A 14,011-nucleotide genomic window follows, 5' to 3' on the forward strand; every position below is an offset into this window, starting at 1 on the left:
CACGAGGGAACGTCGCGCGATGTACCGGAAATCGAGATCTGGTCCCCGAGGCGCCGCGGCGCGGTCTCTCGGGATGACGTCGAGAACGGGCTAGAGTGCGGGCAGGCTCCGCGCCCCCGACAGTCCGCATCCCCTATATGACCCGCAGCCACCCCTCATCCGGACAGGTGCCCGTGTCTCCAGCCACCTCCGAATCGCCGGCGCGCTTCCGCTCCCTCTATCGCCACGGTTTCGCCCGGGTCGCGGCCTGCACCGGCCGCAGCCATCCGGCCGAGCCCGAGCGCAACGCCGACGTCATCCTCGACCTCGCCCGGACCTGCCACGATTCGGGGGCGGCGCTGGCGGTCTTCACCGAGCTCGGCCTCTCGGCCTACGCGATCGAGGACCTGCTCTTGCAGCAGACGCTGCTCGACGCGGTCGAGGCCGCCGCAGCCCGGGTGATCGCCGAATCGGCCAATCTCCGGCCGCTGCTGCTCGTCGGCGCGCCCCTGCGCTGGCGACACCGCGTCTACAACTGCGCGCTCGCCATCCAGGGCGGCGGCCTGCTCGGCGTCGTCCCGAAGACATTCCTGCCGAACTACCGGGAATTCTACGAGAAGCGCCACTTCGCCTCGGGCGCCGGGATCGCCGGCGAGACCGTCCGGGTCGCCGGTCGGGACGCGCCGTTCGGCACCGACCTGCTGTTCCCCGCCGAGGACCTGCCGGGCCTCGTGGTCGGGGTGGAGATCTGCGAGGATCTGTGGGTGCCGGAGCCCCCCGGCATGCGCGCGGCGCTCGCCGGCGCCACCGTGCTGGCGAATCTCTCGGGCAGCCCGATCACCGTCGGCCGGGCCGAGTCGCGGGCGCTCCTCTCCCGGGCGGCCTCGATGCGGGGCGCCTGCGCGTACGTCTACGCGGCGGCCGGCCAGGGCGAATCGACCACCGACCTGTCCTGGGACGGCCAGACCAGCATCGACGAGCTGGGCGTGCGCCTCGCGGAGGGCGAGCGCTTCCCCGAGAAGCCGGTGACGACGCTGGTCGACATCGACCTCGACCTGATCGCCCAGGAGCGCCTGCAGGCGGGCAGCTTCGACGACGACGCGCGCGGCCACACCCTGCCCTATCGCCGGGTGCCGTTCCGGGTCGGCCCGCCGGAGGCCGATCTCGGCCTGATCCGGCGGATCGAGCGCTTTCCGTTCGTGCCGGCCGACCCGTCGCGCCTCGCGCAGGATTGCTACGAGGCCTACAACATCCAGGTCGCCGGCCTCGCCAAGCGCCTGGAGGCCACCGGCACCCGCAAGGCCATCATCGGCGTCTCGGGCGGCCTCGATTCGACCCACGCGCTGATCGTGATCGCCAAGGCGTTCGACCGCCTCGGCTACCCGCGCTCGGACATCCTGGCCTACACGCTGCCGGGCTTCGCCACCTCGAACGCGACCAAGACCAACGCCCACGCGCTCATGAAGGCGCTGGGCTGCACGGCGGCCGAGATCGACATCCGCCCGGCCGCCAAGCAGATGCTCGCCGACATGAACCACCCATTCGCCAGGGGCGAGGCGGTCTACGACGTCACCTTCGAGAACGTGCAGGCGGGCCTGCGCACCGACTACCTGTTCCGGCTCGCCAACCACGCGGGCGGCATCGTGGTCGGCACTGGCGACCTGTCGGAGCTGGCACTCGGCTGGTGCACCTACGGCGTCGGCGACCAGATGAGCCACTACGCCGTCAATGCCGGCGTGCCCAAGACGCTGATCCAGCACCTGATCCGCTGGGTGATCGGCAACGGCGAGGTCGGCGCGGCCGAGGCCCGCACCCTCCAGGCCGTCCTCGACACCGAGATCTCCCCCGAGCTCGTGCCGGTGGACCAGGACGACAGCCCGCAGAGCACGGAGGGCACGATCGGCCCCTACGCGCTGCAGGATTTCAACCTGTTCTACACGCTGCGCTACGGGTTCCGGCCCTCGAAGATCGCCTTCCTGGCGCTCCACGCCTGGGGCGACCGGGAGCGCGGCACCTGGGCGCCGGACTTCCCGGAGACCAAGCGGGTCGCCTACGATCTCCCGGAGATCCGCCGCTGGCTCGGGGTGTTCCTGACCCGCTACTTCGGCTTCAGCCAGTTCAAGCGCTCGGCGCTCCCGAACGGGCCGAAGGTCTCGGCCGGCGGCTCCCTGTCGCCCCGGGGCGACTGGCGCGCGCCCTCCGACGGGTCGGCGCGGATCTGGATCGACGAGTTGAACCGAAACGTCCCTGAAACTTGACCGTCACAAACTCGACCGATTGTGCCATTATGAGCACGGTCAAGCCGATTCTTCGCAATGCAAGATCTTGTATTGGGAAAATTGGCTTCGAGGGCGGCCAGGCGGAGGACTTCGGATGCGAAGCTACAACCTGTTCCAGCTCAAGGGCGAGGAGGGCCTCTGCTGCGCGGTGCCGGAAGCCAGCACGGTCCCGCCCTTCATCGGCGCGGGTCGCTGGACCTTCGGCGGCAAGCTCTGCGACGGCAGCCGGCAACCCCTCGACTTCGACGGGCGGGCCGCCGACACCGCAGTGCGCTTCAACGGCTTCTACCTGTTCCAGACCGTGGACCGGCGCTTCATCGCCTGAGCAGGATGCGGCCGTCGCGCGTCGTCTCCGGCGGGACGCCCCGGGGCTCAACCCTGGCGCGCGGGCGGAGCCGCGCGTCCGGACCGATCACGCGCGATCCGACGGCCTCCGCTCCCGGGAGCCCCGACAGGCCCCCACCCCGCCCGTCACGGCGCGCGGGACGCCGGCGGGATGATCGGCGCGGAGACGACATTACTGAAGTCATCGGGCGTAAGTCGGACCGGCCCGGGACGCGGACTCCCTTTCCCGGAATCGTGGCGGCGGCCCGTCATCGGTCTCGAGCCCTGTAGCGGGCCTCGACTCGGCGATCGCGACCAAGATTCCTTAAGGGCTGGCGTGCAGGTTTCGCGGAACCGTCAGCTGTCCGGAGCCGCCCGCATGTCGGAGCACCGCCGAGAGACGCGCCAGAGGGTCTTCCTCAAGGGGCGCGTCGTCTTCAACAACGGGTCGTCGAGCCTCGACTGCCTGGTGCGCGACATGTCCCCCACCGGCGCGCGCCTCGTGATGAGCGAGGCCACCACGCTCCCGGACGCGTTCGATCTCTACATCCCCCAGAAGGACCGGACCTACCGGGCCACCCTGCGCTGGCGCCGTGAGGACGGCATCGGCGTGACCTTCGAGGTGCCGGCCCGGGCCGGCACCGCGCCGGCCTCGCCCGATCCGGCTGCGACGGACGCCTCCGTGACCCTGTTGCTGAAGCGCATCAGCGAGCTCGAGACCGAGAACGCCGCCCTGCGCCGGCTGCTCGCCAGCATGGCCCAGTCGGGCGATTCGGCGAGCGCGGCCTGAGTCCCGGGCCTGAGCGTCAGGCCTGAGACTCGAGCGCCGCGCGGATGCGCGCGGCGTGCTCGGCGAGGACCGCGTTGTCGGCCATCCCGCCCTCGTGGCGCTTCAGCGGCACGCCCTCGCGCCGCGGGATGACGTGGACGTGCAGGTGGAACACGGTCTGGCCGCCGGCCGGCTCGTTGAACTGGAACAGGGTCAGACCCTCGGCCCGGAAGGCGGCCTTCACGGCGCGGGCGACCTTCTGGACGCTCGCCATCAGCGCGGCGAGCGAGTCCGGGTCGGCGTCGAGCAGGCCGCGGGCCGGCGCCTTCGGGATCACCAGCGTGTGGCCCTCGCCCTGGGGCATCACGTCCATGAAGGCCAGGGTGTGGGCGTCCTCGTAGACGCGGTGGCAGGGGATCTCGCCGCGCAGGATCTTGGCGAAGATGTTGTCGGGATCGTAGCGGGCGTCGGCCATGCTGCCTCCGGGACTCCTTGAGCGGCCGCAGGTTGCACGGGGTACCCGCCCGCGTCCACACGGGAACAACCGGCCCGCCGCGACGCTTGCATCGCCGCGGCGGCGGCGCCGTGCCGGGGTCCGACGGCCCGGCGTCCCACAGACCGCGCAGGGAGTTCCGGATGGCGCACGAGAGCACGGGAGCGATCTACGCGGCGGCGGGCGCCAACCTCGCCATCGCGGCGGCGAAGTTCGTGGGCGGGGCGCTGACAGGCTCGACCGCCATGCTCGCCGAGGGCGTGCACTCGGTGGTCGACACGGCGAACCAGGTGCTGCTCCTCGTCGGCATGAAGCGGGCCAAGCGCCCGGCCGATGCCCGCCACCCGTTCGGCTACGGTCGCGAGATCTACTTCTACGCCTTCGTGGTGGCGCTGATGATCTTCCTCGGCGGCGGTCTGTTCGCCGTCTACGAGGGGATCGAGCGGGTCCGCCATCCCGAGCCGGACGTGGATGCCGAGCTGTTCGGCTACCGGCTGCCCGGCCTCTGGGTGAACGTCGCGATCCTGGGCTTCGCCATCGCGGCGGAAGGCACGTCCTTCTTCGTGGCGATGCGCCAGTTCTGGGCCGAGAAGGGCAAGCACTCGGCCGTGCGGGCGATCCGGCGTAGCAAGGATCCGACCCTGTTCACGGTGCTCGCGGAGGACACCGCCGCCCTGATCGGCCTGCTGATCGCGCTCGCCGGTGTGGCCCTGTCCCACCTTCTGGAGATGCCGAGCCTGGACGGCTGGGCGTCGGTCGGCATCGGCCTCGTGCTCATCGGCATGGCGGCGTTCCTGATGGTCGAGACCCACGGATTGCTGATCGGCGAGGCGGCCGATCCCGAGGTCGTCGTGGCCATCTCGGAGCTGGTCCGCGCCGAGCCGGGCGTTCTCCACGTCAACGAGGTGCTGACCCAGCACCTCGGCCCCTCCGACATCCTGGTCAATCTCAGCATCGACATGACCGACGATCTCAGCGCCGGCGAGGTCGAGAGCCTCGTCACGCGCCTCGACCGGGCGCTGAAGGCGCGCAGCCCCGACGTGACCCGGGTGTTCATCGAGATCCAGCAGCAGGGCGATCATTCGGTGCGGGCGGCGGCCTGAGCACGCCCGCCTCGCCGGCGAGTGCGGATCTCTGTCAGGCATCCTCCCCGCGCATCGGCGGCGGCGGGCGCACGCCGTCCCAGGGGGCCGGCGACGGAAACACCTCGTCGAGGAAGGCGAGGAACGCCTTCACGTTCGGATTGCCGCGCCGGCTCTCCGGCCACAGCGCCGTGAAGACCGAGCGGTCGACCGCGAAATCCTGCAGGACCGGCACGAGCGCCCCCCGGGCGACGTGCGGCGCGGCGATGTAGGTCGGCGAGATGCCGATGCCGCCGCCGGCCACCAGCACCGCCGCGACGGCGTCGCTGAAATCCGCGACGATGCCGGCATGCGGCGTGAACTCGATCCGGCGGCCGCCGACCTGGAACGGCCAGCGCAGCGCCTGGCCCGTGCTCTGGAAGCGGAAGTTCACGCAGTCGTGGTGGGCGAGGTCGTCCGGGTGCCGCGGCGTGCCGCGCCGCGCCAGGTAGACGGGCGCGGCGAAGGCGCCGAGCCGGTGCGGGGCGAGGCGCCGCGAGACCAGCCGGGAATCCGCGAGTTCGCCGACTCGGATCGCGACGTCGATGCCCTCCTCGATCAGGTCCACGAAGCGGTCGCTCAGGCGCAGGTCGACCGACAGCTTCGGATGGCGGGCGCGGAACCGCGGCAGGGCCGGCCCGAGCAGGTGCACACCGACCGGGATCGATGCCGCCACCTTCAGGGTGCCGGCAGGCTCGGAGCGCGCCGCGACCGCGGCCTGCTCGATCGCCTCGGCCTCGCGCAGGAGTCGCAGCGCCCGCTCCTGCAGGTCGCGCCCCTCGGGCGTCAGTGTCAGCGAGCGCGTCGTGCGGGTGAAGAGGCTCACGCCGAGCCGCGCCTCCAGCCGCTGCACGCTCTTGCTCACCGCCGAGGGCGAGATGCCGAGGGACCGGGCGGCCGCCGAGTAGCTGCCGAGGGAGGCGGAGCGGGCGAAAGCGACGATGCCCGTCAGCCGGTCGAGGCCGATCTGTTCCATGACGGCATGACTGAAACGAATTGCGGCCCGATTATCAAGGCGAAGGCGCCGCTCCAATCTTGTGTCCCTCGCCGCCACCCTGGCGCCGAGCGGCAAGGTTTCCCGCCATGTTTCCCGCCCTGAGCAGCACCCTCCAGGACCGCAGCGTCGTGGTCTTCGGCGGCACATCGGGCATCGGCCTGGCGGCCGCCCGCCAGGCCAAGGCCGCGGGTGCGGCGGTCATCGTGGTCGGCCGCGACGCGGCGGGCGCCGAGCGCGTCGCGGCGGAGAACGGCTTCGCCGGCTGGCGCGCCGCGGACGTGACGCGGCCCGACGCAGTCGCGGCCGCCCTGGCCGATATTCCCCGCGTCGATCACCTCGCGCTCCTGGCCGGCACCTTCGTGGCCGGCAAGATCCGCGAGGCCGAGGTCGACCACTTGAAGCGGGCCTTCGACGAGCGGATCTGGGCCGCGGTTCACGCCCTGCGCGCCCTCGGCGACCGGCTGGCCGGCGACGGATCGGTCACGCTCATTTCCGGCGCCCTGGCGGACCGCCCGAGCGCCCAGGGGACCGCCGTGCTGGCGGCGGCGTCGGCCGCGATGGAGGCCTTCGCCCGCGGCCTTGCCCTCGAACTCGCACCGGTGCGGGTGAACGCGCTCTCGCCGGGCACCACCGACACCCCGCTCCTGGCCCGCACGCTCGGCGCCCACCGCGACGCCTACGTGGCCGGGCTCACCGAGAGGCTGCCGCAGCGACGCCTCGGCACCGCCGAGGAGGCCGGCGCAGCCGTCGTCTTCCTGATGGGCAACGGCTTCATGAACGGCGAGACCCTCCACATCGACGGCGGCGGCCGCCTGATCTGAGCGGCCGATCGCCCACGTCGAAGGAGAAGCGCGATGTCCGACATCACGGCGGCCGTACCGGCGGCGGAGCCCGACCACGACCGGCTGCTGCGTGCCAACCTGGAACGGGTCTTCAACGAGCGGGACGCCGTCGTGCGGGCGGCCGCCCTGGACCAGCTCTACGTGGCCGAGCCGATCCTGTTCGAGCCGGACAATGTCGTGCGCGGGCGGGCGGCCATCGGCGCGGTCGCCGGGGCGCTCCTGGACCGGTTCGGGCCGACCTTCCGCTTCAGGCCCGTCGGCAGGGCTGTCGGGCACCACGGAATGGGATCGCTGCGCTGGGAAGCCGGCCCGGAGGGCGGGCCGATCGCGGTCACCGGGACGGACGTCGCCGAGATCGTGGACGGCAGGATCGGACGGCTCTGGGTGCTGCTCGACCCGCCGGTCGCCTGAGACCGGCGCCGCGAAACGGTCGGGCGTCAGTCGCTCCGGCCCACCTGCCGGAGGCTCAGCGCCCAGAGCCGCTCCTGGACGGCCTCGTCGCGGCTCTCGGCCGAGGAGACCTTCGGTCGCCCGTGGGAGAAGTATCGGCCGGTGACCCCGTCCAGGCCCGGATCGCTGGCCACGCGGAGGGAGGTCCGCGCGCCCTTCTCGGGCGTGATCAGGAACGGCCGCATCAGCGCCCAGGCCGCGCCGAGCAGCCCGCCGGTGTTCTTGGCGAAGCCGGTATTGACCACCCCCGGATGGACGGCGTTCACCGTGATGCCGCTGCCCCGCAGCCGTCGGGCCAGCGCGTAGGTGAACAGCACGTTCCCGAGCTTGGCCTGGGCATACGCGCCCATCGCCCGGTACCGCCGGGCGCCCTCGACGTCGTCGAAGTCGATGTGCCCCCGGTAGTGGGCCGCGGAGGCGACGTTGACGATCCGCGGCTTCCCGCCCGTCGCCGCCGACTCCTTCAGCGTGTCGAGCAGTTCGAGGGTCAGGAGCACGTAGCCGAGATGGTCGAGCGCCCAGGTGCGCTCGATCCCGTCGACGGTCAGGGTGCGCCGGTCGAAGATCGCGCCGGCATTGTTCACTAGAACGTCGAGGCGCGGATAGGCCGACCGCAGGGCCCCGGCGAGCCGGCGGATCTCGGCCTGCGCGGACAGATCCGCGCGGTGCGGCTCCACGGCGGCGCCGGGCACCGCGGCGCGGATTCGGTCGGCGCAGGCCTGCAGCTTCCCGGGGTCCCGCCCGACGATGGCGACCCGCGCGCCGAGGCGCGCGAGGCCGAGGGCCGTCTCGTAGCCGATGCCGCCGGTCGCCCCGGTGACGAGGCAGACCGTGCCGCGCACCGCGCCGGCCTCAGAACACCGCCTGGCCGACCGCGAAAGCGATGACCACGATCACGATGGCGATGAGCAGGAACAGGCCGAACAGGATGCGGGCCAGCGAGCCGGCGCCGGAGGCGATGCCGGTGAAGCCGAGACCGCCGGCGATCAGCGAGATCACGAAGCAGATGAGGGCCCATTTCAGAAGGGTCATGGCGTCACTCCGGCTGCGCCCCGGCGCGGGGCCTGATGCTGCTGCCTCAACCGGCGCCAAGCGAGACCGTTCCGCGGATTCCGGCCCGGTCCGCTTTTATTCTTACCCGCGCTCGGTCGCGCGGGTCGCGGCGCGGTCAGCCGGTCTTCGCCACGGGCTGCGCCGGCACGTCGGCGCGCTCGAGCATGATCTCCGCCAGGGTGTGGTAGAGGCCGCCCCGGCAGATCGCCTTCGAGGCCGCGTCGGCCAGCAGGGCCGCGACCATCAGGGGGATTACCATCGCGTGGTTCTGGGTCATCTCGGTGACGATGACGAAGCTGGTGATCGGCGCCTGCAGCACGCCGGTCAGGTAGGCCACCATCCCGATCAGCACGACGGCGCCCACGGGCATGCCCGGCAGGAGGCCGTGGACCGTGCCGCCGAGGCCGGCCCCGACCGCCAGGGACGGCGCGAACAGGCCGCCCGGGATGCCGCTGATCGAGCTCAGCACGGTGGCGGCGAATTTCAGGGGCGCGTAGGTCCAGCCGGCCGCCGCGTCGCCGTGGAGGATGGCCTTGGCCTCCTCGTAGCCGGTCCCGTAGGCCGCGCCCCCGGAGGCGAGGCCGCACAGGGCGACGCACAGCCCGCAGGCCGCCGCGAAGATCACGGGCCGCTTCCGGATCGCCCGTCCGGCCGCGCCGGGCAGGCCGCGGGCGAACAGGATCACCAAGCGGCTGAACAGGCCGCCCGCGAGGCCGCCGACGACGGCGACGAGCGGGACGATCCAGCCGGCCGCCAGCGGCAGGGCGGCGTCGGTCGTCCCGAAATAGGTATAGTTGCCGAGGAGCCCGAGCGAGGTCAGGCCCGCGGCCACGATCCCGGCCACGATCAGGCCGGAGGAGCGCGCCTCGTAGGCGCGTCCCAGTTCCTCGATGCCGAACACGATGCCGGCGAGCGGCGTGTTGAAGGCCGCCGCGACGCCGGCGGCGCCGCCCGCGAGGAGGAGCCCGGGCAGGCGCTCGGGGGTCAGGCGGCCGAAGGCGGCCATGATCGCGGCGCCGACCTGCACGGTCGGCCCCTCGCGGCCCGCCGAGGCACCGCAGAACAGGCCCAGGAACAGGACCAGCACCTTGCCGAAGGCCACGCGCGGCGAGATCAGCGAGTAGCGGAAGCCGGCATCCCGGGCGTGGCGGGCGGCGATCACCTGCGGGATGCCCGAGCCCTGCGAGTTCGGGAAGACCGTGAGGGCGAGGAGCGCCGCGAGGGCGAAGCCCGCGGGCGTCAGCACCAGGGCGATCAGCGGCGACGGCGCCGTGAGCCGCCGGAACCCGTCCTGCGCGAGGTCGGCGCCCTTGGCCATCAGCACGGCGGCGAGGCCGACGCCGATCCCGCCCACGAGGAAGAGCAGCCGCCCGCGCCAGAGTGGGTAAGCCTCCATCGAGGCCGACCGCAGGCGCATGATCGAGCGTCGGTAGCGCGACCGTTGCGGGGGCGGGGCATCCGTCGTTTCCCGCACCTCGTCCCGCTTCTCGACCATGAAAGAGCACCTCGTCCGCGCAGTCGGAGCGGACGCTATAGCGCAACGGTCAAGGAAAGACCCCCTTCGCGGGACGGCCGGAGGCCGGCACCCGCGTGCCGGCCCCGCCGCTCACCCGATCACCACCTGTGGTGCCAAGCGGCCCGATGCCAGCCGCCGTGGTGGTGCCAGCCCCAGGGGCGGTGCCAGCCCGCGTGGCGCCAGCCCCACCGGTGGCGCCAGCCCCAGGGCCGGTGCCAGCCGTAGACCACCGGCCGGGCGTAGTAGACCGGGCGGTACGCGTAGGGGCGCCAATTCGGCTTGCACCAGCCATACCAGCCCCGGTGGAAGCCCGGGCCGCAGCCCTGGGCGGCTTCCGCCGTCCCGGCCGTGGCGGTCAAGGTTCCGAGTGCGAGGAGTGCTGCGCCTGCCAGCTTCATCCGCATCGTCGTCCTCCTTTCAGTCGCGAGCAGAGCGATGATCCGGCCCCGGTCCGACCGAGTTCTCACCGGATGCGATCCGGCTGTTTGCGATGAGCCGGAAGTGCGCTCGAAACATCCGAAGCCCGGAAAGCGTTTCTTCACAAACCTGTGCGCGCGAACGACTTCGCCTCCGCACCCGCGAGCGTCGCGATACCTTGCCGACGGCTTCGGTCATCCCGTAACGATTTCGCGCGCGTCGCGGCGCCCGTGCGGCAGCGCACGGACGCGTCGGTCCCGCCTCAGACCTCCGCGGCGCAGAGCCTCTCAACCGCCCGCACATACGCCTTGGCGTCGAACTTCTTGAGCGAGTTCTCGCTCTGATAGCGGACCGTGCCGAAGATCTTGCGCTTCTGCCAGGGCCGGTCGTGCAGACCGTACACCCAGGCGACGTTGGTGAAGGAATTCGGATCGCGCCCGTCGAGGAAGTAGCGGTTGTTCAGCCGGAGCGTCCGGGCGAAGCCCTCCCGGGGGGACGGGGACCATTCGAGGATCTTCTTGCCCCAGTACATCCGCAGCTGGTTGTGCATGTAGCCGGTCTCGCGCATCTCGCGCATCGCGGCGTTCCAGTAGCGGTCGTGGGTCTCGCCGGCGGCGAGCTGCGCTTCCGAGTAGGCGTGGGGGCGCTCGTCCCTCGCGTGCTCCGCCAGGGTCTTGCGCGCCCAGTCCGGCACCGCCCTGTCGTAATCGTCGTAGCCCTCCGTGTAGTAGACGTGGTTCATGGCGAGCTCGCGCCGGACGATCAGCTCCTCCAGGTAGGCGCCGCGGTCGTCGGAATCGCCGACCTTGGCTTCCCGCACCGCCAGGGCGATCTCCACCGGCGAGATCTGCCCGAAATGCAGGTACGGGCTCATGTGCGAGGCGGCGGCCGCCTCCGGCATGTTGCGCCCCGCGCCGTAGCCCGAGAACCCGTCTTTCAGGAACGCCTTCAGGCGCTTGCGGGCCTGCGTCTCGCCGCCGGTGAAGCGCCTCACCGGGCCGACCTCCCGGTCGAGGGTCATCCCGGCGAGTACCGCCTCCGGATCGGAGACGTCGATCGCGCTCTTCAGCGTCAGCCGATCGGCGGAGTGCTTCACCCTGCGGGGCTTCAGCGGCGCGAGGAACGGGTCCCACAGCCGGTTCAGCTTCGGCCGCAGCGTCCGGGCGGCGTACTCGTGCTTCGGCGAGGCCGTCTCGACCGGCACGACGACGTCGCCCTCGACCTGGACGATCCGCGTCTTCACCGCCGCGGCGATCTCCCGGTACCAGCCCTTCTGGATCGCGAGGTAGCCGCGGTCGAGCACGAGGAGCGCGGCGTCCTCGGCGAGGGCGATGGCGATCTCGGCGGGCGAGCACTTGCGCATGACGAAGCCGACCCCGCGCTTCTCCAGGCCCGCCTTCGCATCCGCGAGACCCTGGAGCAGGAAGGCGTAGTGGCGGGCATTGGCTTCGGGAAAGCCGCTGGCGCCGTCGAGCAGGCCGAAGCAGGCGACGACCGGCAGGTCGAGGCGGTTCGCCTCCTCGATGGCGAGTTCAAGGGCCGGATTGAACGTCGCCCGATTGGCCTGCTGCAGGAGATACAGGACGTAGGCGCCGTCTCCGCCCGGCTCGACATCGTTGAGGATCCGGACCCGCTCACCCTGGATCGCCATACTCACCTGCCCCTTGCTTGGCGCGTCGCGCCGAACCTTGGCTGGAGAAGGTAGAGCGGGCGGGAATTTCGTCCGTCCGGACGGGGCGGATGAAAAGCCGCAGTCGAGAATGCGGGCCGAACTCCGGCTCGATCCGCCAGAACACCGTCTCATCAGGGACTTGCGGGAGGATCGATCGCGCCCTGCCGGGGCAATGCAGGTTTCGCTCGCGCGCGACAGTCTGCGACATTTTCAACACAGGCCGGCGGGGATGCGTGCGCGGACGCACGAAAGGACAGCCCTGCTGTCCTGATGCTCTTGAATTTTCCATCCGGGAGCGCAGATTGTGCAGCGCGGGAAGGCGATGGCGTCGCCCTCTCGCAGCCCTTCTTGGGCGTTTCCTCCCTAGACTTCGGGCCGCTCCTTCGGGAGTGGCCTTTTTTCTGTCCGGAGGATGCGGAGGCCCGCCCCCTCTCAGACGGCGCGAAGGCGCGCGCCGATCCGCACGTTGGGCGCCTCGGCCCGCGCGGGATCGGGCGACGCCGCCCCGTCCGGCCGCCTCGGCGGGCAATCCTTCCCGCCTGCGAGCCGCCGCACGGGGGCCGTCGGTCGCCGCGTGGGGGCGCGTCAGCGCGTCGCGCCGGCCCCCGCCCGGCTGGCCGCCAGCGCGGCGGCCTTGCCGGCCGCCGTGTAGAGGTCGAGGCGCGCGTAGACGCCGAACTCCGAGCCGTCGTCGAGGAAGCCGCCGCCCGGGCCCTGCGTCTCGGTGAGGATCGCGTTGGCCTCGTCCAGCGTCAGCGCCGGGAACGCCGCGGTCAGCAGGTGGCCGGCCTCCGGCGCGACCTTGCCCACATCCTCCCGCCGGCCGGCGGTGTCCGGATGGACCACCGGCAGGCCGTAGGTCTGGGTCGCCGCGTAGAAGGCTGCGTTGGCGGCCGCGTCCTTGAACCGGCCCGTATCCTTCGCCGCGCAGGCCGCCACCGTGTCGCCGCAGCCGGCCTTCAGCGCCTCCGTCATCGCCGCGCGCGCCTCCGTCAGGAGCGCCCGGTAATCCGTCACGCCGACCGTCTTGTCGGCCTCGGCGGACGCCTTGTCGAGGACGGCCGGATTCTTCCGGATCTGGCCGACATAGGCCGGATCGTTGGCGAGCAGGTGCGCGAGGGCGTGCAGCGAGGTCGCCCGGCCGCCCAGCACGTCCATGGCGTAGTGGGCGCCGACGATGATCCGGTCGTTGCCGTACTCGGCGGCGCGGGCGACCATCTGCTGGTAGCGCTCGGGCACGAGGAGCGCGAGCACCATGGACTCGGTGTAGCCGTAGGTGGTGTGACCGCTCGGGTAGGACGGGCTGTTCACGAGGTCCTGCGAGGGGCCGCGCAGCCAGTCGAGGCTGTCGGACGCATCGCCGAAATAGTCCTTGCCACGATAAGTGAGGAGGCGCGGCAGGGTCTGGAACGGCCGCGAATTGCCGTAGCGGTCGGCGCCGGGGCTCCCGGCCGGCCGGTCATAGGCCTTGCCGAACACGTCGGTGACCGCGCCGTTCGACAGGATCGCGGCGGCCTCCTCGGAGACCGGATGCTTGCCGTTCGTGGTGGCGTTGGCGAAGAAGTACTTGCCGGAATTCGAATCCGACTTGGTCACGTTGTTGGTGTAGCCGATCAGGTTGGCGACCGCCGGCGCGATGCTCGTGAAGGTCTTGTAGTCGCTGTAGGTCGCCTTGGCGTGGTAGGCCTGGGCGAGCGTGGTGCCGAGGCCGTCGGCGAGGTTGGCGGCGTTGCCGTCGGTGATGAAGCAGTCCCGCAGGGCGAGCTGCTGCTGCTCGGGGAACGGCAGGAGCGTCGGCTGCTTGAGCTCGCCGGTCTGGATGTCGCCGGTGACCCGCAGGTTCGCGTCCAGCGCCGCCTTGCCGTCGGGCGTGGCCTGCAGCCGGGCCACCGGGACCAGCCCGCGCAGGGCCGACAGGTTGGCGGCCGACTGTGCGAAGGCCTGGAGCGGCAGGGCCGCCCCGAGCAGCGCCAATCCGACCCGCAGCGTCCCGAACATGCAGCCCTCCCCTCGCGGATGCCGTGCCGGACGCTAAGGCCGTTCCCGATCGCGTTGCAATCGGGCGCGCCCCCGACGTCCCCATCTTTGACGGACCCGCG

General features: G+C 71.7%; 14 protein-coding genes. 6 read left to right on the top strand and 8 right to left on the bottom strand.

The window, feature by feature from the left end; translation table 11 throughout:
- Window positions 1-137 precede the first annotated feature (137 nt).
- The 3 genes from J3A75_RS25150 (at window position 138) to J3A75_RS25160 (ending at window position 3,372) form a co-directional block, all read left to right on the top strand.
- Complete coding sequence (locus J3A75_RS25150) at window positions 138-2,237, top strand: NAD(+) synthase (RefSeq protein ID WP_071000015.1); 2,100 nt, start codon at window positions 138-140, stop codon at window positions 2,235-2,237.
- A gap of 115 nt (window positions 2,238-2,352) precedes the next feature.
- On the top strand, window positions 2,353-2,583 hold the full coding sequence (locus J3A75_RS25155; RefSeq protein WP_012320685.1) for a hypothetical protein: 231 nt from the start codon (window positions 2,353-2,355) through the stop codon (window positions 2,581-2,583).
- Window positions 2,584-2,961: 378 nt separating this feature from the next.
- Entirely contained in the window at window positions 2,962-3,372 is a 411-nt protein-coding gene (locus tag J3A75_RS25160; protein WP_012320686.1) for a PilZ domain-containing protein, read from the top strand.
- A gap of 16 nt (window positions 3,373-3,388) precedes the next feature.
- Here J3A75_RS25160 and J3A75_RS25165 read toward each other — a convergent pair whose 3' ends face one another.
- Window positions 3,389-3,826 carry an HIT family protein gene (locus tag J3A75_RS25165; protein WP_024829143.1) on the bottom strand — a complete coding sequence of 146 codons (438 nt, stop codon included), beginning with the start codon at window positions 3,824-3,826 and terminating at the stop codon, window positions 3,389-3,391.
- Window positions 3,827-3,987: 161 nt separating this feature from the next.
- Here J3A75_RS25165 and J3A75_RS25170 point away from each other — a divergent pair, with 161 nt between their 5' ends.
- Window positions 3,988-4,947 (top strand): cation diffusion facilitator family transporter, encoded by a 960-nt coding sequence (locus J3A75_RS25170; protein WP_071000016.1) that lies wholly within the window; start codon window positions 3,988-3,990, stop codon window positions 4,945-4,947.
- A 34-nt stretch (window positions 4,948-4,981) separates the two neighbouring features.
- On the opposite strand, the gene J3A75_RS25175 is transcribed toward J3A75_RS25170, so the two are convergent.
- Window positions 4,982-5,941: a LysR family transcriptional regulator gene (locus J3A75_RS25175; RefSeq protein WP_071000017.1), complete on the bottom strand. Its 960-nt coding sequence runs from the start codon at window positions 5,939-5,941 to the stop codon at window positions 4,982-4,984.
- Between the two features lie 107 nt (window positions 5,942-6,048).
- Between J3A75_RS25175 and J3A75_RS25180 the strand changes: the two genes are divergently transcribed.
- Complete coding sequence (locus tag J3A75_RS25180; protein ID WP_071000018.1) at window positions 6,049-6,783, top strand: SDR family oxidoreductase; 735 nt, start codon at window positions 6,049-6,051, stop codon at window positions 6,781-6,783.
- A gap of 33 nt (window positions 6,784-6,816) precedes the next feature.
- A complete protein-coding gene (locus J3A75_RS25185; RefSeq protein WP_029361192.1) occupies window positions 6,817-7,215 on the top strand; it encodes a nuclear transport factor 2 family protein in 399 nt (132 codons plus the stop codon).
- 26 nt (window positions 7,216-7,241) lie between these two features.
- Here the strand turns inward: J3A75_RS25185 and J3A75_RS25190 are convergent, their stop codons facing one another.
- The 6 genes from J3A75_RS25190 to J3A75_RS25215 all read right to left on the bottom strand — a co-directional run bounded on the left by J3A75_RS25190 (window position 7,242) and on the right by J3A75_RS25215 (window position 13,910).
- Window positions 7,242-8,096, bottom strand: coding sequence for an SDR family oxidoreductase (locus tag J3A75_RS25190; RefSeq protein ID WP_071000019.1), 855 nt, complete (start codon window positions 8,094-8,096; stop codon window positions 7,242-7,244).
- Window positions 8,097-8,106: 10 nt separating this feature from the next.
- Entirely contained in the window at window positions 8,107-8,286 is a 180-nt protein-coding gene (locus J3A75_RS25195) for a DUF1328 domain-containing protein (RefSeq protein WP_010685332.1), read from the bottom strand.
- A 136-nt stretch (window positions 8,287-8,422) separates the two neighbouring features.
- Entirely contained in the window at window positions 8,423-9,802 is a 1,380-nt protein-coding gene (locus tag J3A75_RS25200; RefSeq protein ID WP_012320693.1) for a chloride channel protein, read from the bottom strand.
- A gap of 119 nt (window positions 9,803-9,921) precedes the next feature.
- Window positions 9,922-10,227, bottom strand: coding sequence for a GCG_CRPN prefix-to-repeats domain-containing protein (locus J3A75_RS25205; RefSeq protein WP_012320694.1), 306 nt, complete (start codon window positions 10,225-10,227; stop codon window positions 9,922-9,924).
- 275 nt (window positions 10,228-10,502) lie between these two features.
- Window positions 10,503-11,891: a deoxyribodipyrimidine photo-lyase gene (locus J3A75_RS25210; RefSeq protein ID WP_012320695.1), complete on the bottom strand. Its 1,389-nt coding sequence runs from the start codon at window positions 11,889-11,891 to the stop codon at window positions 10,503-10,505.
- A 606-nt stretch (window positions 11,892-12,497) separates the two neighbouring features.
- Window positions 12,498-13,910 (bottom strand): phosphatase PAP2 family protein, encoded by a 1,413-nt coding sequence (locus J3A75_RS25215; protein WP_024829137.1) that lies wholly within the window; start codon window positions 13,908-13,910, stop codon window positions 12,498-12,500.
- Window positions 13,911-14,011: the final 101 nt, after the last annotated feature.

The organism is Methylobacterium sp. PvP105 (genome assembly GCF_017876975.1).
In the GTDB taxonomy this organism is placed as follows: Bacteria; Pseudomonadota; Alphaproteobacteria; order Rhizobiales; family Beijerinckiaceae; genus Methylobacterium; species Methylobacterium radiotolerans.